The sequence below is a fragment of the Pseudomonas sp. OIL-1 genome (assembly GCF_010669185.1).
GTDB classification, from domain to species: Bacteria; Pseudomonadota; Gammaproteobacteria; order Pseudomonadales; family Pseudomonadaceae; genus Halopseudomonas; species Halopseudomonas profundi.
On the sequence record NZ_CP048629.1, the window covers coordinates 3846616 to 3872541 of the forward strand.

26 protein-coding genes are annotated in these 25926 nt (G+C 58.5%); 9 read left to right on the plus strand and 17 right to left on the minus strand.

The genetic code is table 11. The features are described from left to right. The first annotated feature begins 125 nt into the window (after positions 1–125). Positions 126–902: an enoyl-CoA hydratase gene (locus G3M63_RS17660; protein WP_150299206.1), complete on the plus strand. Its 777-nt coding sequence runs from the start codon at positions 126–128 to the stop codon at positions 900–902. A gap of 42 nt (positions 903–944) precedes the next feature. Here G3M63_RS17660 and hemN read toward each other — a convergent pair whose 3' ends face one another. Continuing rightward, positions 945–2327, minus strand: a complete 1383-nt coding sequence (gene hemN / locus G3M63_RS17665; RefSeq protein WP_150299207.1) for an oxygen-independent coproporphyrinogen III oxidase — start codon at positions 2325–2327, stop codon at positions 945–947. A 103-nt stretch (positions 2328–2430) separates the two neighbouring features. Further along, complete coding sequence (locus G3M63_RS17670) at positions 2431–2928, minus strand: hypothetical protein (RefSeq protein ID WP_256669868.1); 498 nt, start codon at positions 2926–2928, stop codon at positions 2431–2433. Positions 2929–3112: 184 nt separating this feature from the next. On the opposite strand from G3M63_RS17670, the gene modA reads away from it, so the two are divergent. The 4 genes from modA (at position 3113) to G3M63_RS17690 (ending at position 6948) form a co-directional block, all read left to right on the plus strand. After that, complete coding sequence (gene modA, locus G3M63_RS17675; RefSeq protein ID WP_150299208.1) at positions 3113–3904, plus strand: molybdate ABC transporter substrate-binding protein; 792 nt, start codon at positions 3113–3115, stop codon at positions 3902–3904. 50 nt (positions 3905–3954) lie between these two features. Continuing rightward, positions 3955–4641, plus strand: coding sequence for a molybdate ABC transporter permease subunit (gene modB, locus G3M63_RS17680; RefSeq protein ID WP_218573704.1), 687 nt, complete (start codon positions 3955–3957; stop codon positions 4639–4641). Then, positions 4638–5702: a molybdenum ABC transporter ATP-binding protein gene (gene modC / locus G3M63_RS17685; protein WP_150299210.1), complete on the plus strand. Its 1065-nt coding sequence runs from the start codon at positions 4638–4640 to the stop codon at positions 5700–5702. The genes modB and modC overlap by 4 nt, the downstream gene beginning before the upstream one ends. A gap of 376 nt (positions 5703–6078) precedes the next feature. Continuing rightward, the gene (locus G3M63_RS17690) at positions 6079–6948 is read left to right on the plus strand and encodes a hypothetical protein (RefSeq protein ID WP_150299211.1); all 870 of its coding nucleotides are present in this window, start codon (positions 6079–6081) and stop codon (positions 6946–6948) included. A 106-nt stretch (positions 6949–7054) separates the two neighbouring features. Here the strand turns inward: G3M63_RS17690 and moaA are convergent, their stop codons facing one another. The 4 genes from moaA to moaC all read right to left on the minus strand — a co-directional run bounded on the left by moaA (position 7055) and on the right by moaC (position 9334). After that, a complete protein-coding gene (gene moaA, locus G3M63_RS17695; RefSeq protein ID WP_223824932.1) occupies positions 7055–8047 on the minus strand; it encodes a GTP 3',8-cyclase MoaA in 993 nt (330 codons plus the stop codon). Between the two features lie 105 nt (positions 8048–8152). Then, entirely contained in the window at positions 8153–8611 is a 459-nt protein-coding gene (moaE, locus tag G3M63_RS17700; RefSeq protein WP_150299212.1) for a molybdopterin synthase catalytic subunit MoaE, read from the minus strand. 1 nt (position 8612) lies between these two features. Further along, the gene (moaD, locus tag G3M63_RS17705; protein ID WP_150299213.1) at positions 8613–8861 is read right to left on the minus strand and encodes a molybdopterin converting factor subunit 1; all 249 of its coding nucleotides are present in this window, start codon (positions 8859–8861) and stop codon (positions 8613–8615) included. Positions 8862–8863: 2 nt separating this feature from the next. Beyond that, positions 8864–9334 carry a cyclic pyranopterin monophosphate synthase MoaC gene (gene moaC, locus G3M63_RS17710; protein WP_150299214.1) on the minus strand — a complete coding sequence of 157 codons (471 nt, stop codon included), beginning with the start codon at positions 9332–9334 and terminating at the stop codon, positions 8864–8866. Positions 9335–9683: 349 nt separating this feature from the next. On the opposite strand from moaC, the gene ahpC reads away from it, so the two are divergent. Further along, positions 9684–10247, plus strand: coding sequence for an alkyl hydroperoxide reductase subunit C (ahpC, locus tag G3M63_RS17715; protein WP_150299215.1), 564 nt, complete (start codon positions 9684–9686; stop codon positions 10245–10247). A gap of 100 nt (positions 10248–10347) precedes the next feature. Further along, entirely contained in the window at positions 10348–11943 is a 1596-nt protein-coding gene (gene ahpF, locus G3M63_RS17720) for an alkyl hydroperoxide reductase subunit F (protein ID WP_150299216.1), read from the plus strand. A 61-nt stretch (positions 11944–12004) separates the two neighbouring features. Here ahpF and G3M63_RS17725 read toward each other — a convergent pair whose 3' ends face one another. From G3M63_RS17725 to purU, 7 genes are all read right to left on the minus strand, one after another. Next, on the minus strand, positions 12005–13456 hold the full coding sequence (locus G3M63_RS17725; RefSeq protein WP_150299217.1) for an efflux transporter outer membrane subunit: 1452 nt from the start codon (positions 13454–13456) through the stop codon (positions 12005–12007). After that, complete coding sequence (locus G3M63_RS17730; protein ID WP_150299218.1) at positions 13453–16524, minus strand: efflux RND transporter permease subunit; 3072 nt, start codon at positions 16522–16524, stop codon at positions 13453–13455. Before G3M63_RS17730 ends, G3M63_RS17725 begins: the two co-directional genes overlap by 4 nt. 4 nt (positions 16525–16528) lie before the next feature. Next, entirely contained in the window at positions 16529–17611 is a 1083-nt protein-coding gene (locus G3M63_RS17735; RefSeq protein ID WP_150299219.1) for an efflux RND transporter periplasmic adaptor subunit, read from the minus strand. 140 nt (positions 17612–17751) lie between these two features. Next, on the minus strand, positions 17752–19377 hold the full coding sequence (locus G3M63_RS17740) for a methyl-accepting chemotaxis protein (protein ID WP_150299220.1): 1626 nt from the start codon (positions 19375–19377) through the stop codon (positions 17752–17754). 220 nt (positions 19378–19597) lie between these two features. After that, positions 19598–19798, minus strand: coding sequence for a hypothetical protein (locus G3M63_RS17745; RefSeq protein WP_150299221.1), 201 nt, complete (start codon positions 19796–19798; stop codon positions 19598–19600). After that, entirely contained in the window at positions 19795–20205 is a 411-nt protein-coding gene (locus tag G3M63_RS17750) for a CBS domain-containing protein (protein ID WP_150299354.1), read from the minus strand. The genes G3M63_RS17745 and G3M63_RS17750 overlap by 4 nt, the downstream gene beginning before the upstream one ends. Positions 20206–20252: 47 nt before the next feature. Then, positions 20253–21104 carry a formyltetrahydrofolate deformylase gene (purU, locus tag G3M63_RS17755; protein ID WP_150299222.1) on the minus strand — a complete coding sequence of 284 codons (852 nt, stop codon included), beginning with the start codon at positions 21102–21104 and terminating at the stop codon, positions 20253–20255. A gap of 209 nt (positions 21105–21313) precedes the next feature. Between purU and mvaT the strand changes: the two genes are divergently transcribed. Then, positions 21314–21691: a histone-like nucleoid-structuring protein MvaT gene (gene mvaT / locus G3M63_RS17760; RefSeq protein ID WP_150299223.1), complete on the plus strand. Its 378-nt coding sequence runs from the start codon at positions 21314–21316 to the stop codon at positions 21689–21691. 81 nt (positions 21692–21772) lie between these two features. On the opposite strand, the gene sbcB is transcribed toward mvaT, so the two are convergent. From sbcB to G3M63_RS17775, 3 genes are all read right to left on the minus strand, one after another. Next, positions 21773–23224 (minus strand): exodeoxyribonuclease I, encoded by a 1452-nt coding sequence (gene sbcB, locus G3M63_RS17765; protein ID WP_150299224.1) that lies wholly within the window; start codon positions 23222–23224, stop codon positions 21773–21775. Between the two features lie 65 nt (positions 23225–23289). Next, the gene (locus G3M63_RS17770) at positions 23290–23670 is read right to left on the minus strand and encodes a PilZ domain-containing protein (RefSeq protein ID WP_150299225.1); all 381 of its coding nucleotides are present in this window, start codon (positions 23668–23670) and stop codon (positions 23290–23292) included. Continuing rightward, the gene (locus tag G3M63_RS17775) at positions 23670–24095 is read right to left on the minus strand and encodes a DUF4124 domain-containing protein (RefSeq protein WP_150299226.1); all 426 of its coding nucleotides are present in this window, start codon (positions 24093–24095) and stop codon (positions 23670–23672) included. The genes G3M63_RS17770 and G3M63_RS17775 overlap by 1 nt, the downstream gene beginning before the upstream one ends. Positions 24096–24303: 208 nt before the next feature. On the opposite strand from G3M63_RS17775, the gene G3M63_RS17780 reads away from it, so the two are divergent. After that, positions 24304–25242 carry a universal stress protein gene (locus G3M63_RS17780; protein ID WP_150299227.1) on the plus strand — a complete coding sequence of 313 codons (939 nt, stop codon included), beginning with the start codon at positions 24304–24306 and terminating at the stop codon, positions 25240–25242. 45 nt (positions 25243–25287) lie between these two features. Here G3M63_RS17780 and G3M63_RS17785 read toward each other — a convergent pair whose 3' ends face one another. Next, positions 25288–25926, minus strand: coding sequence for a bifunctional 4-hydroxy-2-oxoglutarate aldolase/2-dehydro-3-deoxy-phosphogluconate aldolase (locus G3M63_RS17785; RefSeq protein ID WP_150299228.1), 639 nt, complete (start codon positions 25924–25926; stop codon positions 25288–25290).

Consider the following 25926-nt stretch of genomic DNA (forward strand, 5'->3'; position numbering starts at 1 on the left):
TAAGACTGGTCGCGCTATATGTCAACATGTTGTCTTTATATTTTTTCGCGCCTAAACTCTGAGCTGTCAAGCCCGTCACCGCTCGGTTAGGGCGTGCCTGTTCACTCAAACAAGAAGGAAAACAGATGAGTTACAGCAACATTCTGGTGGAAACCCACGATGCGATCGGCCTGATTCGGCTGCATCGCCCCGCCGTATACAACGCGCTGAATAACGCCTTGATGGATGAGCTGGGAGACGCTTTACGTGCCTTCGAGCAGAATGCGGACATCCGCGCAATGGTCATCACCGGGAGTGAAAAAGCCTTCGCCGCGGGTGCGGACATATCGGAAATCCGCAGCATGTCGTTTTCCGATGCCTACCTGAGCAACTTCGTAACCGCCAATTGGGAACAGGCTGCCCATTGCCGCAAACCGGTCATCGCTGCCGTTGCAGGGCTGGCACTGGGTGGAGGATGTGAACTGGCGATGATGTGCGATTTCATTATCGCTGCCGACAATGCCCGTTTCGGACAACCTGAGGTCAAGGTCGGCACACTGCCGGGCGCCGGCGGGACGCAGCGACTGGCCCGGGCAGTGGGCAAGGCAAAGGCCATGGACATGTGCCTGACCGGGCGCACCATGGACGCCCAGGAAGCCGAGCGCAGTGGACTGGTCAGCCGCATCGTGCCGACCGACAAGCTACTTGAGGAAGCGTTAAGCGCCGCGTCTGCAATCAGCGCCAGTTCCGGGATGGCGGCCATGCTCAACAAGGAGGCGGTGAATCGGGCCTTCGAGACCACACTGGCCGAAGGCATTCAGTTCGAACGCCGGTTGATCCATGCCAGCTTCGCCAGTGAAGACCAGAAGGAAGGCATGCAGGCGTTCGTCGAAAAGCGGAAACCGAGCTGGCGCCATCGGTAATAACTTACCTTTGCCGTCAGGAACGATCGTTGTGTCTGAGGCTTAAATAACCCGCGAATATCTGGTCGTCTCACCCGACGCCTGATAAGCGTCAAAGACCATGCAGATCGAGCGTACCAGCAGTCTTCCTGCAGGCATCACGGTCAGACTGCCCTCCTCCAGACTCAGCAGTCGATCCCGGTGCATCTGCTCAAGCACCGGCCAGCAATCGGCGAAGTACTCACGAAACACGATCTCGAAACGCTGCTCGATATCGGCGAATTCGAGTTCAAAATGGCAGATAAGCTGGGAAATCACGGCGCGGCGCAGCCGGTCATCTGCATTGCAGACCAGCCCACGATGCGTAGCAAGCTGGCCGTTTTCAAGGCTGTCCTGATAGCCCCGGACGTCGTTGTCGTTCTGGCTATACAGGTCACCGATCTGGCTGATTGCCGACGCGCCCATGCCAATCAGATCACAACGGCCGTGGGTGGTATATCCCTGGAAGTTTCGCTGCAGCAGCCCGGTTTCCTGCGCGTTGGTGAGACTGTCATCCGGCAGGGCGAAGTGATCCATGCCAATGTACCGATAGCCGGCGCTGGTGAGCTGATGCACGCAGCCCTCGAGCATCGCCAGCCGGGCTTCGGCTGACGGCAGGTCTGCTTCATTGATGTGCCGCTGGGGAGCAAAACGATCAGGCAGATGGGCGTAACTGAAAACCGACAACCGATCCGGCCTGAGTTCGATAATGGTCTCGAGGGTTCTGGCGAAGCTGTCCGGGGTCTGTTTTGGCAAGCCGTAGATCAAGTCAATATTGATCGACCGGTAGGCCAGGGTTCGCCCCGCATCCATCACAGCCTGGGTTTGCTCAATACTTTGCAGCCTGTTGACGGCACGCTGTACCTGCGGGTCGAGATCCTGAACGCCCAGGCTGAGCCGGTTGAAACCCAACTCACGCAGCATGCCGATAGTCGACCAGTCCGCTTCACGCGGATCGATTTCGATGCTGTAGTCGCCGATATCGTCTTCATGCAGGGAAAAGTGCGCGCGGAGCTTGGCCATCAGTCCGCGCATTTCAGCATGGCTGAAAAAGGTTGGCGTTCCCCCGCCGAGATGTAGCTGCTCGACCATCTGATGCCGGCCGATAGACTGGCTGACCAATTCAATTTCACGATAGAGCGCCCGCAAGTAGGGCTGGGAACGACTGCGATCCTTGGTGATGACCTTGTTGCAGGCGCAGTAGTAACAGCTGTTCGCACAGAACGGCACGTGCAGGTACAGAGAAAGGTCCCGGCCGGCTGCCTTGCTCGCAGCCAGAGCATACTCCAGCACCAGTGGTGACATGTCTTGGTGAAATTGCAGCGCTGTGGGGTATGAGGTATAGCGCGGGCCTGCCTTGTCATAACGGCGAATGAGCTCCGCGTCCCAGCGAATGGGGTTGAACATGGCGTTCTCCGGCTACGAATACTGATGTCGCGCAGGTTAAACGCTGGCTCGGGGCGTCATGTTGACGCATATCAACACAGCCCAACTTTCCCCGTACCGCTGGTCAGAGCATGAACATCGCCTTGGCACATACGACTATCAGCGCGGCGTGCAACAGCAGGCTGATATTGATCCAGCGCATGCCCACCGGGCCGACCGGCGCACGGCGGCGGGTCGCTGCCAACGCCAGGTAATGCACAATGATCGAGGTGGCGAGAATCAGCTTCAGACTGAGCAGCATCGAGAAATTGCTGGAGAACGGTGTTTGCAAATGCTTCCAGTAATTAGTCAACAGCCCGAACCCTGCCCCGTACAGCACCAGTGCTACCAGATGGATCACCAGCATGAACCGCCGACGCACAGACTGGTCCAGTTCACTGAGGCTTTGCGCAGGAAGTTGTCTACTGGCGGGCCATAGAACGAATATCTGGAAGAACAGGCTACCGATGAATGTGGCGGCAGCGAGCAGATGCAACGTCTTGATCGCGAGGTAGGTCATGGCAGGTCCGTCAACGGGCAAAGCGTCAGGATACCGCAAACCGGTATCGAATTTGAGGTTCAATCGCGCGTTCCGGGGAATGGTCCGGGGCATCGCGCAGGGCCCGGTTCGTCCCGGCCCCCAGGCTCTGGCATTATTTCAGTACACTGCCTTGCCAGAAGGGCTACCGGAAAAGGAATCTGATGCGTTTGAAGCTGGTTTACCTTGCAGAATTATTGTCAGCCCTTCTTGTGCTCGGGCAGGCTGAATGAGGCTCTCACGCTTGCTTGCCTGCATTGCGCTGATCTGGAGCCTGAGCTGCCCACTTGTCGTGACCGCCGGAGGCCCCCTTACCCTCGCAGCCGCTTCGGACCTGCGTTTCGCTCTGGAAGAGATCATCCACGAATGGGACGCGCAGCATCCGCAGGAAAACGTGCGGGTGATTTACGGCTCCTCGGGTCGCTTCGCCACCCAGATCCGCCAGGGCGCCCCTTTTGATCTGTACATGTCAGCCGATGCCGAGTATGCCGTGGCATTGCACCAGGACGGCTTCACTGCAGAGCCGCCGCAACCCTATGCCATTGGCCGGATCGTGTTGTGGAGCCGCGATCGCCAACTGGCCGAAGCAGGCCTTGGGGAGCTGGCAGTTACACGCCCCAAACGTTTGGCGATTGCACGACCCTCGCATGCCCCGTATGGGGCGAGAGCCCAGGAAGCCCTGCTGGCAAGCGGAGTGTGGGCCACGGTGGAACCGACCCTGGTTTACGGTGAGAACATTTCCGGTACCGCGCAAATGGCAGAATCCGGCGCTGCGGACGCAGCGATCATCGCCCTCTCCCTCGCCTTGCATCCGGACATGCAGCGTCAAGGGCATTACCGGCTGATCGACGACAGCCTGCATTCCCTATTGCTACAAGCGATGGTGGTGACGCGTCGCGCGCGCGACAACCGCAGTGCGCATCGGCTGGCACAGTTCATCCTCGCCCCTGAAGCGCAGCTGATCCTGCAGAAATACGGCTTTGCCGCTCCGCCTGAAAGTCTTGATCTACCCGCGCCCTAAGCCGAGCGGCTATCATGAGTCGATGAATATTCCTCACGCTGGCTACCATGCTGACACTCAGCCCTGAAGACTGGACCGCCATAGGCGTGACCCTGCGGCTTTGCCTGTTTACTACGCTGATCCTGCTGGGTATTGGCACGCCGATCGCGTTATGGCTGGCGGCGGGGAACAGCCGCCTACGTTCTGTGGTTCAGGCCCTGGTGGCTTTACCGCTGGTGCTGCCTCCCACGGTGCTGGGCTTCTACCTGCTATTGACGCTTGGGCCGCAGGGATGGGTTGGCGGCACGCTGCAACAACTGGGTTTCGACCATCTGGCATTTACCTTTAGCGGCATACTGATCGGCTCGGTTATCTATTCTCTGCCGTTCACTGTTCAACCATTGCAGCAGGCATTTCGTCAGGCCGGTCGGCGCCCTCTGGAGGTGGCAGCCTCACTGGGGGCAGGTCCAATGGATCGCTTTTTCAGCATAACGCTACCGCTCGCTCGAAGCGGTTTTGTGATCGCCGCGACACTGACATTTGCCCACACCCTGGGTGAGTTCGGCGTCATCCTCATGATTGGCGGCAGTATTCCGGGGGAAACTCACGTGCTGTCGACGACGATTTTCGCCCACGCCGAAGCCATGAATTACGCCGCCGCGCACCGACTATCCCTGTTGCTGATTGGCGCCGCTTTTGCCGTGCTTTTTGTGGTGTATCTGGCGAATGGCCGGCGCTCCCCGGTGGTGCAACCATGACGTTGAAGGTGAGTGCCCGATTGCAGCATCCAGGTTTCGCCCTGGACATAGACACGGCTCTGCCGACCCAGGGGGTAACGGCTGTATTCGGTCGCTCAGGCTGCGGCAAGACCAGCCTGCTGCGGATTATCGCCGGGATTGAGCGCAGTGCCGATGCACAGGTTCGCTTTGGAGATGACGTCTGGCAAAGCGGTCGGAAGTTCGTTCCGCTGGAGCGCCGGCGCATCGGCTTGGTATTTCAGGAAGCGTCATTACTGCCGCATCTCGGCGTACGCGATAATCTGCTTTACGGCTATCAGCGCACGCCACAACACCTGCGCCGGCTGGAACCGGATAAAGCCATTGCGCAACTGGGGCTGGAGCCGCTACTGCAGCGCAACATAGACCAGTTGTCCGGCGGCGAGCGCCAGCGCATTGCGCTTGGACGGGCCTTGCTGAGCAGTCCGCAACTACTGCTGCTGGACGAGCCCTTATCCGCACTCGACGCGCCCAGCAAACGTGACATCCTGCCTTATATCGAGCAATTGGCGGGCAACTTCGATGTACCGGTTGTGTATGTAAGCCATGCGGCCGGTGAGATCGAGCGCCTGGCCGATCATGTGGCGTTCATGCGGGACGGAAAGATCGACGCCGTCGAAACCCTCGAACAGGCGCTCGCCCGGCCTGACTCACCCCTGTTTAATGACGAGGGCCCGGCTACCGTCCTGCATGGTGAACTCCGTTCAACCGACAGTACCGGTTTGGCGTGTTTCCAGAGCGGATCGCTAACGCTGCGATTGCCTGCCACCGGGGGCCCAGCGCCCCTTGCCAGACTGCGCATTCGCGCCCGCGATGTCAGCCTGGCGCTGGACCCACCAACACGCATTAGCATTCTCAACCACCTGCCTATGCGCATTCAGACCATCCGCCCTCCCTGTGACGGCCGGGTTGTTGTCGAAGGTCGTCTCCCTGACGGGCAACTGCTGCTGTCCGAGATAAGCGGCTGGTCCTGTCAGGAGCTCGGGCTGACGCCAGGAACCCTGATCTACGCACTGATAAAGGCTGTTTCGCTACTGGACTGAGCTGCTGCGGCGGCGGCTGGATCGCCTATTTCCGGGGGCCATATCACTTGATCGCGGCACCTCGGTACAGGCGTGCGCCGTGCGACATTGGCGATCGCGCAAGTTCACTCGCAAACGCCCTATTGTGACGCAATCTGCCTCAGTAACGAGCAATATATTGACTCGTTCCACAAATATACAAAATCCACCAATATCCCACTCTGATACACCTATAGTTGCAAAGTCACCTTCTCAGGCTACTGCCAGAAACATTGGTGATATTGGTTCTTCGAGCCGCCGAGAACCCCGCGGATGCCAGGTGACACAGTTCAGGCTACCGCTGCAGCCTTGGAGGCGAGGCCATCCCGATTGCTTTTATCTAATAAGGAGGACATCAATGTCCGTACGAATCACAATGAAGAGAGCCCTGATGATGGGCCTGTGCATTGGTTTGTTGCCTTTGCATGCCGCTGCTTTCAACCCGCCGACCAACCCACCAACTGATCCAACGGATCCGACTGACCCACCACCATCGACCGGCACCCCGCTACCGCCTGTGTCCAGCGTAGAGACTGACGGCCCGTATCGCGTCACCATCGACAAGAATACCGGTCCTTCACGTCAGGGCTGGGTAGCGCGTCCGGCTACGCTTGGCGAGAACGGCGTGCAGCATCCGATCTTCATCTGGGGACCCGGAGCCGGCTCCACGCCAAGCAGCTATGAGGACCACCTGCGCCGTATCGCATCCCACGGTTTTGTTGTGTATTCCGAGGTCTCCAGCAGTTCGGGCGACGAGATGACCGATGCGATGGACTGGTTGATCGAACAGAACGAAAGCTCACGCAGTGATTATTATGAAATGCTCGATACTGGCCGGATTGCTGCCGGTGGCCACTCGCGCGGTTCGGTGGGCACGTTCGCCATCGGTGACGATCCACGTCTGACAACCACCATTCACGTTGCGGGTGGCTCGTTCGACGGCCGTGGTTCAAGCAACCTGCGCAAGCCTGCGGCGTATATCTGTGGTGAGGATGACACGCTTGCTACGCCAAACTGTGAAAGAGATTACCAGGCCACCCGGGTTCCTGTGTGGTTCACCGTAATCGACGATTCCAGCCACACCAGTGCAGCGCGGGACGGCTTGCCGCTGATTGTGGCCTGGCTGCGCTGGCACCTGGCCGGCGAGACCGAGCGCCGCAGCATGTTTGTCGATCCAAGCTGTGAATTCTGTGGCCCAGGCTACGAGACCGAGTACAAGAACTGGTAAGCAAAGAGGATGGCGTAATACAACAACGGGCCGAGGGACCGGCCCACTGTTAACGCGCTATCAAGTCACATGCAGTGCCTGCGCTACTGCCGTACTCGCCGGATTTCTAGCCCCCCGTCGCGTTCATGAAACGCACCAACTGGACTTCATTCACATCAAACTCATGCTTCTCAGGCTTGTGTTTGAGGGCATTGCTGACAGCTCGCAGTACCGGTTCGTCCGCTTCGGGGTAACGACGCACCAGTGCCCGCAGATCAATCGAGTCCTCATGCCCGAGACATAGCAATAACCGGCCTTCAGCGGTCATGCGCACGCGGTTGCAGGTGGCGCAGAAGTTGTTCGAATGCGGCGATATGAAACCTATGCGACTGTCAGGGAAACCTTCGACTCGCGCATAACGCGCCGGTCCGCCGCTGGTTTCCGCACTGTCAATCAAACGGTGACGCTGTTCGATCATTCCCCGAACTTCATCACTGGCGCAAAAGGCTTCGCCACGTGACCGCCCCACATCGCCCAGCGGCATCTCCTCGATGAAGGTGATATCCATACCGCGATCCAATGCGTATTCCACCAGAGCCGGAACCTCGTCGGCGTTGCGGCCCTTCATCACCACCGTGTTCAGCTTCAGACGCTCGAAACCGGCTGCGCGCGCCGCCTCGATGCCGTCCAGCACCCGGTGCAAATGGCCGGTACGGGTGATGGCGTGAAACTTCTCTTCATCCAGGCTATCGAGGCTGATATTCAGCCGCTTGACGCCGGCTCTGGCTAGCGGCTCGGCCATGCTGACCAACTGCGAGCCATTGGTGGTCATCACCAGCTCTTTGAGCCCTGGTAGCGCTGCGATCTCTTCACACAACCAGAGCACACCCTTGCGCACCAGCGGCTCACCGCCAGTAAGACGAATCTTGCGTACGCCCTGACTTACAAACAGACGCGCCAGTCGAAGCTGTTCTTCGAGGGTCAGTATCTGCTGGCGGGGCAGGAAGGTCATGTCTTCGGCCATGCAGTACACACAGCGGAAATCGCAGCGATCAGTGACCGACATCCGTAGGTATTCAATATGCCGGCCCAACCCGTCCTGCATCTGTGTATCAGCCATAGATTGATTCCCCGCTCAAGCAGTCAGCCACTCCCGGACTGCCCGGCTCGTTAAGTGTGATCGGATAACTCTTGGATGCCCCGGCTTCGGGCTTGTTCCACAGCCTCACTGTGCTGCGCTCCACTTGTCCAGAGCCGCGTTGTCACTGTCGCGGGCTTCGACCCAGCGCGGGCCTGCACCGGTGTCCTCTTTCTTCCAGAACGGGGCCCGGGTCTTGAGGTAGTCGATGACATAGTGGCTTGCCTCGAAAGCCGCGTCACGGTGCGCCGAGGTAACCCCGACGAACACGATTGGCTCGCCGGGCTCAAGGCGGCCAACGCGGTGCAAAATATCCAGACGAATCAGGGGCCAGCGACGGGAGGCCTCGTCGGCTATTTTCTGCAGCGCTTTTTCGGTCATGCCGGGATAATGCTCGAGCAGCATACCCGCCACCTCCTCGCCGTCATTGAAATCCCTCACGTAGCCAACGAAAGCGACACTTGCACCTACGCCTGCGTGCCGACCGTGAAGCGCGTTGAGCATCTGGCCCGGGTCGAACGTCCCGGTCTGGACCTGAATCGTCACATCAACCTCCGGTCACGGGAGGAAAAAACGCCACCTCGTCGCCATCACGGAGCGGCTCCTGCAGGTCGCACATGTCCTGATTACGCGCGCACATAAGCCGCCGCTCGGCCAGCACACTCCAGCCCTCCCCGCGCGCCACCAATCGGGTACGCAGTGCTTCAAGGCTATCCAACCCGTCGTCCCAGGGTAGCTGCTCCTGATCAGTGCCCAGCGTTTCTCGATAACGCGCAAAAAACTGTACGGTGATCACTATTAATCTCCAACCTGATAGTGCCCGCTCTTGCCACCAAGCTTTTCCAGCAAGCGGGTGGATTCGATGACCATTCCACGGTCAACCGCCTTGCACATGTCATACAGAGTCAGGGCCGCAATGCTGGCGGCGGTCAGCGCTTCCATTTCCACACCGGTTTGCCCGGCCAGTTTGCAACGGGCGCGGATACGCACTGCATCCGGCTCCTCGGCAATGAGCTCGACCTTGATGCCCGTCAATAACAAGGGGTGACACAAGGGGATAAGCTCGTGGGTACGCTTTGCCGCCTGAATGCCGGCAATCCGCGCTACGGCGAAGACATCGCCCTTCGGGTGTCCCCCCGACTGAATCAACTGCAACGTTTCGGCACGCATGCGAACCAGACTTTCGGCTACCGCCTCCCGGGCGGTAATACTCTTGGCAGTGACGTCAACCATATTGGCCTGCCCTTGGGCATCAAGGTGGGAAAGCATCTGTTGTCCTTTAGCGCAAACGGGAGTCATCACTTTAACCAAATGAGCCCGGGCACACACCCTCCTTGTCCGGATTATCGCGTGGCAACTGGCGGAGCAGGAACCTCCGGCTGCGTCACGCATCTGACACCCATATGCCCTATGCTTCGACCAGGCTCAGCGGGCGCTTTACCGGAAGGGATTGATTTCCTGGCGGCAAAGCGGCCATCATTAGCCGGTTTATCAACATGGCGTTTCACATAGGCAAAAGCTATCCGCTGGTTAGGCGAAATCAATTTCAAGCAACCGGGACTAGCCCCTAAGATTAGCCATGTCTTCTAACCAACCCGACTCATCAAGGAGTTACACGATGTCCGTTATCAATACGCAAATCAAACCGTTCAAGGCCCAGGCATTCAAGCAGGGCGAATTCATCGAAGTAACCGAAGAGAACCTGAAGGGCAAGTGGGCTGTATTCTTCTTCTATCCCGCTGACTTCACCTTCGTTTGCCCGACCGAGCTGGGCGACGTTGCCGACTATTACGACGAGTTCCAGAAGATGGGCGTTGAGATCTACTCTGTTTCGACAGACACCCACTTCACTCACAAGGCATGGCACGACAGCTCCGAAACCATCGGCAAGATCCAGTACACCATGATCGGTGACCCGACCGGCACCATCACCCGTAACTTCGACAACATGCGCGAAGACATGGGTCTGGCTGACCGCGGTACCTTCATCGTCGATCCTGAAGGCATCATTCAGGCCGTTGAAGTCACTGCAGAAGGCATCGGCCGTAACGCTGCTGACCTGCTGCGCAAGGTCAAGGCTGCCCAGTACGTTGCTGCCCACCCGGGCGAAGTCTGCCCTGCCAAGTGGGAAGAAGGCGGCGCTACTCTGGCTCCTTCGCTGGACCTGGTAGGTAAGATCTAAGTACTGCCAAGCACCCGGCCCGCCGCGATGCACCACGCATCCGGTTGGCGGGCCGGGTTTTTTACGCCCCGAATTCCCCAATTTGACAAAGGACACGCATATGTTGGACGCGAATCTGAAGCAGCAATTGGACACGTATCTGCAGAATATCGTTAACCCGATAGAAGTCAGCGTGTCCGTCAATGACAGCCCCAAGGCTAAAGAATTGAAGGAGCTCGCGACTGAAATCGCCGCGCTCTCCAGCAAGATCAGCATGGCTGAAGTCAGCGACAAGCGTTCCCCGAGCATGGCCATTGCCCCGGCTGGACAAGAGCCTCGCGTACGCTTCGCAGGCATCCCGATGGGCCACGAATTCACCTCGCTGGTTCTCGCGCTGCTGCAGGCCGGCGGCCATCCCTCCAAGGCCGATCCTGCTCTGCTTGAGCAGGTACGCAACCTTGAAGGCGAGTTCCACTTCGAGACCTACATCTCGCTGTCATGCCAGAACTGCCCTGACGTGGTACAGGCACTGAACCTGATGGCGACGCTGAACCCGAACATCACCCACGTGATGATCGACGGCGCGTTGTTCCAGGACGAAGTCGAGGAACGTCAGGTCATGGCTGTTCCTTCGGTCTACCTGAACGGTCAACACTTTGGCCAGGGCCGCATGACCCTCGCGGAAATCGTCAACAAGGTTGATAGCGGCGCTGCGCATCGCAAGGCCGCCGAGCTGAATGAAAAAGCGCCCTACGACGTATTGATCGTCGGCGGTGGCCCGGCTGGTGCTGCTGCAGCCATTTATGCAGCACGTAAAGGCATCCGCACCGGTCTGGTGGCAGAACGTTTCGGCGGTCAGGTGATGGACACCGTCGGGATCGAGAACTTTATTTCGGTTCCCTACACCGAAGGTCCCAAGCTGGTTGCCAGCCTTGAGCAGCACGTCAAGGACTATGAGGTCGATGTAATGACCGAGCAGAAAGCTGCCAAACTGAGCAGTGGCGAGCTGGTAGAGCTGACCCTGGAAAGCGGCGCGACACTGTCCAGCCGTTCAGTCATCCTGGCAACGGGTGCACGCTGGAGAGAAATGAACGTACCTGGCGAGCAGGAATACCGTGGCAAGGGCGTAGCGTACTGCCCGCACTGTGACGGCCCGCTGTTCAAAGGCAAGCGCGTCGCGGTCATTGGTGGCGGTAACTCTGGCATCGAGGCAGCCATCGATCTGGCGGGCATCGTCGAGCACGTCACCGTGCTGGAATTCGGCGACACTCTGCGTGCAGACGAGGTATTGCAGCGCAAGGCACGCTCGATGAACAACGTCGACATCATCATGAACGCCCAGACCACGCAAGTACGTGGCGACGACAAGAAAGTGGTCGGCCTGAACTATACCGATCGTGCCACTGGCGAAAGCAAGCAGGTCGATGTAGCCGGCATCTTCGTACAGATCGGTCTGGTACCGAACACTGAATGGCTCAAGGGCAGCGACCTGAAGCTGAGCAAGCACGGCGAGATCGAGATCGATGCCCGCGGCGCTACCTCCATGCCGGGTGTGTTTGCTGCAGGGGACGTCACTACTGTCCCCTTCAAGCAGATCATCATCGCCATGGGTGCAGGCTCCACCGCCGCACTGGGTGCATTCGACCACCTGATCCGCACCCCGGCTCCGGCTGCGGTCCAGGCAGCCAAGGCCCATGCCGAGGCAGAAACTGCCTGATAGAAACAGCTCGTGCAGTAAAAGCCGCGCCCTTCCAGGCGCGGTTTTTTTTGGTTGATGCTCAGTGCTGAGCTATGTCCTCCTCTCCAGACTCCCAGCCGCCACCCAGCGCGACAAACAATGCAACCTGCGCGGTCGCCAGTGCGGTACGCCCGTGCAGATACTGTTGCCTGGCTTGCAGCGCGCCCCGCTGGGCCTCCAGCACCTCAAAGAGATTGGCCTCACCAAGGCGATAGCTGGTGCGTGCCAGCTGATAGGCACGCTCAGAATGATCACGGGCACGTTCCAGCGCGGCGTGCCGGCGCTCTTGGCCCTCAATCGCCGCCAGACTACGTTCTACATCTTCCAGGGCTTGCGTCAGTGCCTGTTCAAAGCCGACATAGGCTGTCTCGCCCTCGATGTCCGCCAGGTCAATAGCCGCGCCACGGCGACCAAAATCCAACAGCGGCAGGCCGAACATTGCGCCGAGGCGGGCAAAATTCGACGCCGATGAAAAATCATTATTCAGCGCCAGACCGGAACGGCCCATCGCGGCCTGCAACGTCAGGGTGGGAAACAGATCACGGCGGGCGGCCAGCGACTGCAGCGCAGCGCTATCCAGTTGCGCCGCGGCAGCCACGATGTCAGGCCGGCGGCGTAACAGGTCCACCGGCTGGCCCGGCGCAATGGCATCGCCGGCCAGCGGAACGGCCGTGACGGCTACGGTATCCAGCTCACGCCCGGTGGAACCGGGCGGCTCAGCCAGCAACGTATCCAGCGCCAGCAATGCTTCGGCCAGGTTGATGTCCAGCTCACCCAGGTCGGCCTGCAAGGCGGCACGTTCGGCGGCGGCGCTTTCCACGTCCAGGCGGTTGACCTCCCCTGCCTCGAACAGCAGTCCAGCGATGCGTTCAAGTTCCTGTGCCACTTCTATACCTTCACGCAGCAGCCCTTGCTGCGCTTGCAGTGCGCGGATCTGGACATAACCCTGCGCAGCGTTCGATGCGACGGCAATGCGCGCTGCGATGGCCTCGGCCTGCGCCGAACGCACCATCTGCCGCGCGCCCTCGGTGCGGGCGCGGGTGGCACCGAACAGATCAACCTCCCAACTGGCCTCCACCGCCAGCTCCCACATATCGAAGCGAATGGTGTCGTCCAGGCCGTACTCCGCCAGCGGGCTGTCCGACTCCTGTTCGTTACCAACCCATTGACGGCTGGCCGATCCAGGCAGATCAATACTGGGGAACAGCTCCGCCCGGGACAACCTCAATTGGCTGCGCGCGCCGTTGACGCGCAACATGGCGAGGCGCACGTCATGGCTCTGCTGCATCGCCCGGTGCACCAGGTCCGTCAACATCGGATCATCGAATGCCTGCCACCACAGCGCCAGTGTCTGGGCATCGGCCGGCTGCGCCTGGGACGTACCGAACCAGCTGTCAGGCACCTGCGGCGCGGGGTGCTCCGGCACGCTGGAACAGCCGCCGAGCATTACCGCGAACAGGGCAAGGGAGCACTTGAACGGAGCGCCGGTCATTGCACCTCCTCCTGCCTGACTCGCATGAACAGCAAGTACAGACACGGCACGGCCAACAGGATAAGCAGGGTCGCAAAGGCGAGCCCACCCATGATGGTCACTGCCATGTTGGTGAAGAAGGGATCGAACAGCAGCGGCACCATGCCCGCGACGGTGGTACCCGCCGCCATGGTGACCGGGCGCAGACGCGAAGCCGATGCCTCGATAATCGCCGTGAGGCGTGGTATCTCTTGCCGCACCTGGCGGTCGATCTCATCGACCAGCACCACAGCATTCTTGATCAGCATACCGGTCAAGCTGAGCAGCCCGAGCAAGGCCATGAAATCGAAGGGTCGGCCAGTAATCAGCAAGCCGAAGGTCACGCCACAGATCGCCATCGGCACCACCAGCCAGATCATCAGCGGCTGACGCACCCTGGCGAACAACACCACCGTTACCAGCATCATTGCCAGGTAGGGCAAGGCCAGTGTACTGGCCAGGGCCTCCTGGGAATCGGAGGACTGTTCATAATCGCCGCCCCACTCCATGGAATAATTCAGCGGCAGCTCCATGGACTCGATGAGCGGTCGGATGCGGCTATGGGCTGCGTTGGTGTTTTCCCCATCGCGGGGCTCGGCACGTATGGCGATGGTGCGCTCTCTGTCGAAGCGGCGGATCACGGTATCCAGACTGTTCACCGTGACGCCGTCGGCAACCTGCGCCAGCGGCACGTAGGTGTTGATCGCCGGACTCCAGATCAAGCGCTGCAACAGGTCGTCAGCACTGACCTGGTCCTCTTCGGTAGCACGCAGCAGGATCGGAATCAGCTCATCCCTTTCGCGGAAAACACCGACCTGAGCACCTTCACTGGCAGCGGCCAGGGACCGCGCAACGGCCTGCTGAGTGAGCCCCGCATCGGCCAGGCGATCCAGCGCCAGTTGCGGCTGCAACACCACCACTGGCGCGCGCCAGTCATCCCGAATATTGAATACATGTCCCTCTTGCTGCAGGCGCCGTTGCCCCTCGGCAGACAATGCTCGCAACACGCTGATGTCCGGGCCGCTGATGCGCGCCTCGAGCTTGGCCTCGGCATTGGGGCCAAACAGAAAGCGCGCCGCATGCACGTCAGCATCCGGATAGCGGGTCGGCAATTCCTGGTTTATCTCCCGAACCAGGCCATCGATCAGCTCCGCATCTTCGGTGCGCACCAGAAAATGCATGAATGACGGATTGGGCTGCTCTGGCATGTAGGTCAGCATGAAGCGCGAGGCGCCAGCGCCGACATAGGTCGACACGTCCGTAACCCCGTCACGCTGCGCAAGATAACCGGAAACATCCTCAGCGTGGCGGCTGGTATCCTGAATATGCGTGCCCTGCGGCAGGAAGATATTGACGTAGAATAACGGTGTACTGGATGCCGGAAAGAAACTCTGCTCCACCCGGCTGAAGCCCAGCACACTGGCCACCGTGAGCACTACCAGCACGCTTACGGTGATCCAGGGGTGCAACAGCACGCGGCCAACAATCTTGCGAAAGCGCTCATAGACCGGGCCCGAATAGGGTTCGTCAGTGTTCTGTTCGCCCTGCTGCTCGTCCTTGCCCGCCCGGGCCGCCTTGCTCTCAAGCAGATAATGACCAAACAGCGGTACCGCCAGCAATGCCAGCAGCCAGCTCAACAGCAACGACACGGCGATGACAAAGAACAGCGAGAACAGAAACTCACCGGTCACGTCCTGCGACAGACCGATGCCGGCAAAGGCCAGAATTCCGATAATGGTGGCCCCGAGCAGCGACCACTGAGTTTGCCGCAGCGTTTTCTGCGCCGCTTCGAGAATGCTCAAGCCACGGCGCTGCTGGATCAGCATTCCGTCACAGACCACCACGGCGTTGTCGACCAGCATACCCATGGCGATGATCAGCGCGCCCAGGGAGATCCGCTCCAGCTCGATACCCGCCAGCCACATCAGCAGCAGCGTACCCAGCACTGTCAAAAACAACACAATGCCGATGATCGCCCCGGCGCGCAGTCCCATCGCGATACACAACACCGCCACGACGATGGCAACGGACATGAACACGTTCAGCGCGAAGCTATTGACCGACTCATTGACTATCTGGTGCTGCTCGTAGAGTGGATGAAGCTCGGCGCCCAGCGGCATCAAATGCCTCACATCCGCTAGTGCGCTTTCGACGGATTCGCCTACCTCGACGATATTGCTCCCCGAAACCCCGCTGACGCCCAGCGTCAGCGCAGGCTGCCCATTGTGACGAATGATCTGTGTGGGGCGATCCTGGTAATCGCGGCGAACCTCGGCGACCGATCCCAGGGGCAGGCTCTGCGTGCCCTGCCCGACCGGTATCGCGCGCAATGTCTCGACGGAATCGAAGGCGCCGGTCGGGCGAATACGCACAAACAGCTCGCCGCTGTGCACGCCACCCGCGTCGACCACCGCATCGGCATCGCTCAGGGCCGCCATGATCTCCTCCGGCGACAGCCGCAGGGCAGCCAGACGCGCCTGATCGACCTCGACCAGTATCCGTTCCTCCTGAACGCCTGATATCTCGACCTTGCCGACACCCTCTGCGCTAACCAACTTTCGCCGCAGCTCCTTGGCCAGCTCGTGAAGCTCCTTCAGCGTCATGCCTTCGCCGGTCAGCGCATAGAAGATTCCATACACATCACCGAAATCATCATTTACCACTGGCGGCTGGGCGTCCGGTGGCAGGTCGCCCTGGGCATCGTTGATCTTGTTGCGCAACTCGTTCCAGACCTGCTGCAGGGCATCACCGGTAAAGCGGTCCTCAATATCGACGCGAATCTCTGCCTGGTTCGCCATCGAGCGCGAGCGAATTTCCTTTATCTGGGTCATCTGCTGGATCGCGCTTTCCAGCGGTTCGGTGACTTCCTGCTCGACTTCCAGCGCCGTGGCGCCGGGATACTGCACATTGACGATGGCCTGCTTGATGGTGAATTCAGGATCTTCCAGGCGACCGATTTCGAAGAAAGCGATGGTCCCACCGACCAGCAAAATCAGTAGCAGCAACCAGGTATTCACAGGTTTGAAAATGGCGTAACGGGCAAAATCCATCAGTTCAATCCCGCTGCTGCGCTTTGATCGTCTGACCTTCGAACAGCTTGCTGCCCCCGGCGACTATTATCTGGCTACCCGCTTCGAAGTCACCGGCCACCAGCGCATGACTGCCATCGATACGCTGCAAGGTCAGATCTTTGCGCACCGTCTGGCCGTCGACCGCCAGCCACACGAAATGCTCGTTTTCAGGCGTCGTCTGCAAGGCGGACAAGGGTATGCGGAAGCCGCTGGAAGTGACATCGGCAATGGGCGCCGGTAACTCTATGGCCACGCGCATGGCCATGCCAGGCAGCAAGTTGAAATCTTCGGGGGGCGCCCCGCGCAGGGTCAGCCGGTAGGTACGGGCCCCCTCGCGTGGCTGGGTGCTGTGTTCCTTGTATTTCAGGGGCAGACTCACGTCAGCGATCACCAGCTGGCCCTGCGCCTGCAGATCAGGCCCCAGGGGAAGGCTGAGCGCCGCCCGCTCGGGCAGATCGACACCCACCTCCACATACTGATTATCCTGAATCTGCAGGATCGGCGTGCCATTACTCACGACCATATCCGGCTCCGCCATGCGTTCGGCGACCACACCGTCAAAGGGCGCGTTGAGTGTGCTGTGGGCGATATTTCGCAGCGCGCTGTCACGTGCAACCTGGGCCGAGATCAGTTCGGCCTCCAGCGGCTCGATCGCCGCAGGGGACAAAATACCTTCGGCGAGCAGGCTGCGCTTGCGCGTCAGGTCCGCCTGTAGTTGCCGGTGTTGCGCTTCGGCCTCGCGCAATTGCAGCTCGTAATCCGTAGCATCCAGCTTCGCCAACGGCTGACCCCGGGTTACCCGGGCGCCCTCGTCAACCAGTATCTGTTCAATTCGGCCAGGCACCTGAAACGCGATCTGAGTCGTGGTAACGCTCTCCACCACACCGGGAAAACGCAGGGCTTCCGGCAAGGGCTCCGCCGCTTGCAGGCGCTCCACCAGTGCAATGCGCGGCGGCTCCGGAGCGGGCTCTTCTTCCCCCGCACAGCCAGAAACGGCTCCAAGTAAAGGTACTGACAGGGTCAGCCAGAACAGACAGGAAAAACATGATCCAGTCGGTGGGGGCATTCGTGCTCCGCTCGAGTTACGGTGAATAAAACGCTCGTTTGAGTACTGAGTGCAATAGAGGGGTAAATAGCTGCGCGAGTTCAAAAAAAAAGCCGTTGCGATCAAAGAAGGCAACGGCTGGGTACGAAACGAGCCCGAAGCTAGATGGTAAAACGCGTTACCAGATCATTCAGCTCCACGGCCAGGCGGGAAAGCTCCCGACTGGAACAGCTGGTCTGTTCGGCACCCGCGGCTGATTGTGTTGAAAGGTCGCGGATATTCTCCAGGTTACGATCCACCTCACGCGCCACTTGCGCCTGCTCCTCCGCTGCGCTGGCAATCACCAGGTTGCGCTCGTTGATTTCGTTGATGGCGGCGGTGATTCGATTAAGCGCCTCGCCAGCTGATTCTGCCTGGCCCAAGGTATTGGTAGCCATGGTATTGCTGATCTGCATCGCTTCAACCGCACGTTCAGTGCCCTGCTGAATAGTGCCTATCATATCTTCGATCTCCGCCGTGGACTGTTGCGTGCGGTGCGCCAGAGCCCGCACCTCATCAGCCACCACGGCAAACCCACGCCCATGTTCACCTGCGCGCGCGGCCTCGATGGCAGCATTCAACGCCAGAAGGTTGGTCTGTTCCGCCACGGCGCGAATCACCTCCAGCACACGGCTGATGTTCTGCGCCTTTTCGGCCAGCTCCTGCACTTCCTTGGAGGTGGTCCGAATGGAACCGGAGAGTTTGTCGATGCTGGTGACAGTGTATATCACCTGCTGCTGCCCTTCCGAGGCGACGGTCGCGGTTGCCTGGGACTGCTCCGAAGTCGAAACAGCATTACCTGCGACCTCATCCACGGCGGCGCTCATCTCATTGACAGCGGTAGCTGCCTGCTGGATCTCATCGTTTTGCCGCTGCAGACCGCGAGTGGAGTCCTCGGTTACGGCATTCAGCTCTTCAGCCGCAGAAGCCAACTGGGTCGACGAGTTGGCAATACCCCGGATGGTATCGCGCAGCTGCGACTGCATCGCAGATAGTGCCATCAGCAATCGTGCCGGCTCGTCCTTGCCTTCAACCTTGAAATTATGGGTCAGGTTACCGGTGGCGATGACTTCGCTGATTTGCACCGCCTGACGAATAGGCGAGACGATACTGCGCGCGGTCAACCATGCCAGCAACAGGGTCAACGCAGCAGCAGCGGCTATGAAGATCATGACCTGACGGAAGCTTTGTTCGTAGGTTTCCAGGGATGCCTCGGCCGCCTTCCCTGCACCCTGGAGAAGCAGTTGCTCCAGATCAATCAGCTCCTTCGTTGCCAAGCTAGCCAGATCGTTGAGGCTGTCGCGAACCATTTGGATTGCCTGATCTTTCTGCCCCTGCGCTATGAGTTTCATCGTCTGTTCGTGCTGGCGCATGTAGACTCGGCGCTGCGCCAGATAATCGTCGAATGCCTGCTGTAACGCTGGCTCGGTGATCAACGCTGCATAGGCCTGCTCAGACTCCCTGAGGCTCGTTCCAAGCTGATCCATCTCGCTGTGCAGCTGCTGAAGCTCCGCCCGGTCCTCAGCCAGCAGTATCCGCAGAGTAAATACCCGGAAGCGCAGAAAATCCTGGCTGAAAGCGCCGAGCTGCTGCAGACCCGGCATCCAGACATGCTCCACCTCCGATGCCTCTTTACGCATATCGTCCATGCTTTTCATGCCGAGCAATCCGAGCAGCAGGACAATCACCGCAATGGCCCCAAACGCGCCGGCGAGCCTGGCAGCGATGGGCAAGTTTCTCAAATTCATGTATGGGTACGCCTGAGTAGTGAACAATTCAACTGCGCTTTGGCAGAAGGCGGGACTGCGCACTATGGGTGGTGCCAGATACTTGGGCTATCGGCAACGAGGAGGAAACATTTGGCGTTCACTGACGAACGGTTGGCGTCAAGAAAGGAGATACGACCGGCTAACCAGGCAAGGGAGACCCTGCCTGCTGAGCTTTTGCCAATAACGCCCGGTTATCGGGTCAGACAGGATCCAGCGGCTCGATTGGTTCGCAGCGCAATGAAACGGCTGCGGAGAAGTCAGTTCCTGACTCCTCGTTCAGACTCTCCGGATCGAAACGCGCCAGACAGCCTTCCCCGATCACGGGCGGCAAGGACGCTGCGCCGCGCGCAAGGGGGCCAGGATCGTCCTCGTTGTCATGCTGCGCTACAGGTTCGCTCATTTTGGCGAGCCGTGGTCATTGAAGTGCTGGACTGCCCGCAAAATATCGCGCCGGCTGATCTGCCCTACCAGAACGCCATCTTCCAATACCGGTAGCCGACGCCTGCCCTGCCTGATGAAGTATTCGGCAGCCTTGACGATGTCTTCGTCGGCGTCGATGGTGTCGGCCTGCGACATCACCGATTCCACAGTCCCGCTCTCTTCTTCAAAATAACTGCCGGTGAAAATTCCTTTCAGGCAATCCGCCTCCGACAACATACCGACCAGGCGCCTTGATCCATCAACTACCGGTGCACCTGAAATCCTGTTCGACAGCAATATATTGATTGCCTTGGCCAGATCTGTATGAGGCGAAAGACAGATCAGGTCGGTGGACATATAGTCGCGGACTTTGACTATTTTGAGCACGGCATCTTCCTTCACTGACGGTGGGCTGGACCATACAAAGACACACCTTAGTTGAAAACGACGGTCTTATTATCATGGACCAGAACCCGGTCCTCCAAGTGATAGCGCAAACCTCGCGAAAGTACCATCTTTTCGACGTCTTTCCCGAGACGAACCATGTCTTCGGCATTCAAGCGATGACTGATTCGCACCACATCCTGCTCGATGATCGGACCCGCATCGAGCTCCTCGGTAACATAATGACATGTCGCCCCGATCAGCTTGACGCCCCGCTGGGCAGCCTGGTGATAGGGCCGGGCACCGACAAATGAAGGCAGAAAACTGTGGTGTATGTTGATGACCTTGTTGGCGTACCGGCTACATAGCTCAGGCGGCAATATCTGCATGTAGCGCGCCAACACAATACAATCAGCCTGCTGCTCGTCGATCAAACGCGTCACTTCGGCAAACGCTTCGGCTTTATGATCCGGTTTTACCGGAACATGATGAAAGGGTATGCCATGCCATTCGACCATACTGCGCAGATCATCGTGATTGGAAATAACGCTGGTTATATCGCAATCGAGTTCGCCACTGTGCCAGCGGTGCAACAGATCGAACAGGCAGTGCGATTGCCTGCTCGCCATCAGCACGACCTTTTTGCGCTGCGCAGAGTCACTCACCCGCCAGTCCATTGAATACTCGGCAGCAATTGGCGCAAACACGGTACGCAGGCCATCGACATCAAAAGGTAGCGAATCGGCCCGTATTTCGTGACGCATGAAGAACCAATTGGAGAGATTATCCGAATGGTGGTTGGCTTCTGTTATCCAGCCATTATAAGTCGCCAGGACATTACTGACTTTGGCGACTATACCCACACGATCAGGACAGGCTATAACCAGACGAAAAGTACGCATTCATTGATCTCCAATACTGCTGGCAGAAGCAGCGGCTAAAGTGGGGCATTCTACCCGCTGCGTTCTCCGATTGCAGCCGGATCAGAGACAGACGGCAAAAAGAAACGTGATTATTTACATATTGCGATCATCAAGTTGTTGTATGGCCAGAGTTCTTAACTTACTATTTCGGGGTCGAATACATCTTCTACCGTTATAAGGTACAACTTATGTCCATGCTTCAAGAATATCGCCAGCTCGAAGAGACCATCCGTGAACTTTCCGAGCGCCTGCAGTCACTGTCCAACGACGACAAACTGAAGAAAGAACTCGAATTCGAAGAAAAACTTCGTGCATTGATGGATCAGCACGGCAAGACGCCCAAGCAAGTAGTCGCCCTTCTCGATCCTGATAACAAGGGCTCAGCTCAAACCAAAAACGCAAGGTCCTCGGCGCCCGTCAAGCGCGCTCGCAAAGTTAAGCAGTACAAAAACCCGCACAACGGTGAAACCATCGAGACAAAGGGCGGCAATCACAAGACGTTGAAAGCCTGGAAAGAACAGTACGGCTCAGACACTGTTGAATCCTGGATGACTATCCTCGGCTAATAGCCAGGCGTCCGCAAAACCCGCCACTCCCGGCGGGTTTTTTATTTCCGCTTGATACTGAACATCGACGTCGAATCGATATTACACCGTACTGACCCGCAGCCGCGCGCCCAAGGCTTTAGCGTACTCTTGCCAGGCCAGTAGCAGAGCCTTTTGTGTTCCCGTCTGGGTAGGGAGCAGCTCATCGATGGTACGCAAAAACTCGGGCAGTGTTATTGAGGCCCCGGGGATAATGCCTTCAAGCCGACCCTTACAGAATCCAGACCAGTCCTTGTGAGCAGCCTCGCTCAGACTTTGCGGAAAATTCCGCGCACGGTAACGCGGCAGCATATCTACCAGCCGTTGATCCCCCAACGGCCATAGCGCAGCGTCAAGTTGTTCTCCACCCGCCTGGCGGATCATGTCCAGCTGAGCCCGGTCGGCGTCACTCATAAAGCCGCCGTATAACTGCAATTCGCAGTCATCATGGCCAGCATTATCGATCCTTCCTTGATCGTTAAACAGGCTGTGTAACTTCTTCTGACCGTCTGCCCGCCACGCTGCCAAAGTCTCTGCGCGATAACGAAACTCTGTCATATTCAGTGACAGGCGTTGGATATCTTCTTCGCGAAGTACTTTGATATCAGCCAATACCGGGCATTTATTGATATGCACCAACTTCAGGCCTGGTCGCTGCTGGCCTTCAGTCAGATCGGCTGTGCGGGTATACATCAATTCACGGAGCGTTTCTGCGTCCAGATCAATCAGCAGATCGGGGTCAGCCGCCAGGTCATACACAATCAACGCATTGCGATTGACCGGGTGCCAGGCAAGGGGCAGGACGACTGCCAACCCGCTACGCTCCCGACCGAAGCGTCCCGATACATGCACGAGCGGGCGCACACGTTGCAAGTCGATTAATTCGCAAACTTTATGTTTGCTACGCAAATCATAGAGGTACTGGTATAAACGTGGCTGGGCTTGCCGGAGCAAGCGCGCCATGGCGATAGTAGCGCGCACGTCCGCCAGTGCATCATGCGCCTGGCCGTGGTCAATGCCGTTGGCTCGGGTCAGCAGTTCGAGTCGCAGACTGGGAAGGCCATCCTGCTCGGGCCATACAATTCCCTCGGGCCGTAGCGCCTGAGCTGTGCGCAGTGCATCAAGCAGGTCCCAGCGACTGTTACCGCCCTGCCATTCCCGCGCATAGGGATCGTAGAAATTGCGATACAGCGTAAAGCGCGTCATCTCGTCATCGAACCGCAGACTGTTGTAACCAGCGGTACAAGTACCCGGCTCGGCCATCTGGCGATGCAATTGCTCGATGAATTCAGCTTCCGCGAGCCCGGCTGTAGCGCGCGCGGGGCCGATACCGGTTACCAGGCAGGCCATCGGATGGGGGAGCGTATCGTCTGACAGCCGACAATCGATACAGAGGGGTTCGCCAATTTCCTCAAGGTTCTCGTCGGTGCGAATACCCGCAACTTGCAATGGCCGATCCCTGCGTGGATCAATACCTGTCGATTCGAAATCGTACCAGAAGATGCTCTTGCCCATGTCACTTCCCGCCGCTCAAATAATGCAGGTTAACCGAAGCGGAGTGGGCAGGCATCAGCGCACTATCAAAAGGTGAAGAATCGCTCCAGAAGATGGGCAAGTTCGCTGATGGAATGCGAGCTCGATACAATACTGAAACCCGTATCGAAATAGCCAGGAGACACATCCGATCGACACCAATGGCTCAACGCCTTGAAGTCGATGATGTCCAGACCACCCTCACCGGCTGGAAGCTTCAAACGCATCTCGTATATCTCGTCGACCATCACCGGCAATACGCTGATCAGCATCAGTCCATTACCTGAAACGTTGCCGATCTGCCCCATCGGCTTGTCCGTGCGGGCGTTGTAGACGCAAAGATACGCTGCCAGCTGATGGCGGGCGATGTGACGCTGCTCAATAAATCCGGGCGTACCCATGCTGCCGGACAGAGGCAGAGACGGCATTAACAGCGCTCCTGTAACAGGGTTTCGAGTTCGTGTTTGCGTGCCTTGATGCGACTCGGGTGGACCTCCACCTTTTTGCCATCAGCATCTTCTTCATACCAGAGTCTTCGACCTTCAAACTTGGCCAGATGGCGACGCATGCCATCACATTGTGCCTTAGCTTGTTTACGCCGCGCCACGGAACGGGCCGTTTCAACTTCACGTTCCTCGGCGCGTACATCGATGATTTTCTGGATATTTTTTTCTCTCTGCAGGACCTGCTCATCTCGCTCGATTACCTGCGGTCGAATATCCAGGAGCTCGGCATTCGCCGCTGGCCGCTCGCCGAACTGTACACGCCCTTCGGCATCAACCCATCGGTATATCTCGGCCATCCCTGGCAGTGGCAGCCAAGCCAGTAAAACCATTATTACCCATCTAAGCATGTGGTCCGTCCTGGTCCGCTAACATCCTGAATGTTCGAGAATAATGCAGCAGTTCGCGCTGGCCAAGCATTAAGGAAGCGATGGTCGGGTGCATTCTATTATTTTTAGTAGCTCAACGACCGACCGCCCATCTTGATGCAGGTCACTTCCAAAAGCCCCATCTTGTCTTACACTCAATCACACTTCCCCGAATCAGGAGGCAATATTGATGGAATTCCGTAATGTGCTGGTGGTGATTGATCCGACCAGCGAATCAGACCAGCCTTCTCTGCGCCGCGCCGAACAGCTGGCGGGTTTTTATCCCGACGCCACCTTTACGCTGTTCCTCTGTGACTACAACTCGGCACTGGACGGCGGCCTGCTGTTTGCCACGCCAGGGCTGGAAAAGGCGCGCGCCTCGTTACTCAAGCAACACGAGGTGTTTCTCGACAAGCTCGCCAAGCCGCTACGTGAAAAAACGTCCCGCGTGGACACCCGCGCAGTATGGGGCAAGCGGCTTGATCGCAACATCCTGCAGGCGGTCCAGCAATCCGATGCGGATCTGGTCATCAAGACCACCCACCACCACAACCCGATCAAGAAGCTCCTGCTGACCAATACCGACTGGCAACTGATCCGCCACTGCGAGGCGCCCTTGTGGCTGGTCAAACAGGCCGACACGTTGATCGGCTCGATTTGCGCCAGCGTCGATCCATTGCATGAAGCAGATAAGCCCGCCGCCCTGGACTACAAGTTGATCGCCAATTCGGACAGTCTGGCCAAAGCGATGCGCGCGCAGATGTATATCGCCCACTGCTTCAATCCTCTGCCCCGCACTCTGGTATTCGATGCGAGCATCATCGGCGACTATGACGCCTATGCCGGCGAGGTCCGGGAACGGCATCAGGCTGCGTTCAGCAAGCTCGCGGATACAGCCAGCATCCCGGCGACACATAGGCAATTGCTGCAAGGGTATCCGGAGGAAGCGATTCCCGAGTTCATCGAAAAGCAGACAATCAATCTGCTGGTGATGGGCGCGGTATCACGCTCGCGTCTGGATGCTGCCTTGATCGGACACACCGCCGAACGCCTGCTCGATGAGGTGCCCTGTGATGTGCTGGTAGTTAAACCTGACGAGTTTGTCGATCCCAGCAAACCTGCGTCCTGATCACCTGCTGATTGTATCGCTGCCGCAAAAAGGCGGCAGGCACGCTTAACCCACGAGCGACTGGCGGCTGAGCTCGCTGATAGTCGACCAGTCGCCCGCCTCGACGGCTTCACGAGGCGCCATCCAGCTGCCGCCCACCGCCATGACATTATCCAGATCGATATAGTCGGCAACTTTTGCCTGAGTGATGCCACCTGTGGGGCAAAACCGCACGCCGGGGAATGGGCCGGAAAACGACCGCAAGGCAGCGCCCCCCCCACACACCTCAGCCGGAAACAGCTTGAAGCGCCGATAGCCAAGCCGATAACCCATCATCAACTCTGACGCAGTGGCTATGCCTGGCAGCAGAGGAACCGGACTGTCGAGCCCCAGTGTCAGTAACTCATCAGTACAGCCCGGTGTAACGATGAACCTCGCGCCAGCATCCAGAGCGGACTGAAACTGCCGGCCATCCAGCACTGTCCCTGCCCCTACACACAATTCAGGCCGCTCACGTTGCAGAATCGCAATGGCAGCTAACCCATGCGCAGTACGCAGGGTGATTTCCAGCGTGGTGATCCCCCCCGCCAGCAAGGCGTCAGCGAGCGGGAGAATGTCAACTTCCCTGCGGATGCTCAATACAGGCAACACTCGCACGGAGGCAAATAGGCGATCCACTTCGCGAGTATTCTCGGCAAGGCTCAT